Source organism: Clostridioides sp. ZZV14-6153 (assembly GCF_020657855.1).
Lineage (GTDB): Bacteria > Bacillota > Clostridia > Peptostreptococcales > Peptostreptococcaceae > Clostridioides.
Genome location: NZ_JAGWCZ010000048.1, coordinates 1 through 626, shown reverse-complemented (window position 1 = coordinate 626; position 626 = coordinate 1). Strand labels below are relative to the sequence as shown.

Genomic DNA, 626 nt, shown 5'->3' with positions numbered 1-626 from the left:
GTGGCTCAAGAGGATCCCCTGCTAAGGGATTAGGCTGGGTAACCGGTGCGAGGGTTCGAATCCCTCCTTCTCCGCCATTTAAAAAACGAGGTGTAGCGCAGTTTGGTAGCGCACATGGTTTGGGACCATGGGGCCGGGGGTTCGAGTCCCTTCACCTCGACCAACCAGGACCTTTAGCTCAGTTGGTTAGAGCGCCCGGCTCATAACCGGTAGGTCTGGGGTTCGAGTCCCTGAAGGTCCATTATTCTTCATAGGGGTGTAGCTCAGTTGGTAGAGCGTCGGTCTCCAAAACCGTGCGCCGGGGGTTCGAGTCCCTCCACCCCTGCCAAATAAAAAGGACTTGAAAAAAAACGAGTTTTAGAGTAATATAAGATAGTAAATAATATTTCGAGGTGTAGCGCAGTTTGGTAGCGCACATGGTTTGGGACCATGGGGCCGGGGGTTCGAGTCCCTTCACCTCGACCAAGTAAGGGCCTATAGCTCAGGTGGTTAGAGCGCACGCCTGATAAGCGTGAGGTCGCTGGTTCGAGTCCAGCTAGGCCCACCATTTGCCCAGATAGCTCAGTCGGTAGAGCAGGGGACTGAAAATCCCCGTGTCGGTGGTTCGATTCCGCCTCTGGGCACCA

6 tRNA genes are annotated in these 626 nt (G+C 54.8%); all 6 read left to right on the top strand.

Going from position 1 to position 626, the window contains the following annotated elements:
- Positions 1–86: 86 nt before the first annotated feature.
- Positions 87–163, top strand: a tRNA-Pro gene (locus tag KGF46_RS19750).
- Between the two features lie 4 nt (positions 164–167).
- Positions 168–241: transfer RNA gene (locus tag KGF46_RS19745), tRNA-Ile, on the top strand.
- Between the two features lie 11 nt (positions 242–252).
- Positions 253–328: transfer RNA gene (locus KGF46_RS19740), tRNA-Trp, on the top strand.
- Between the two features lie 60 nt (positions 329–388).
- Positions 389–465 (top strand) — tRNA-Pro (locus KGF46_RS19735).
- A gap of 5 nt (positions 466–470) precedes the next feature.
- A tRNA-Ile gene (locus KGF46_RS19730) sits at positions 471–547 on the top strand.
- 3 nt (positions 548–550) lie between these two features.
- Positions 551–626 (top strand) — tRNA-Phe (locus tag KGF46_RS19725).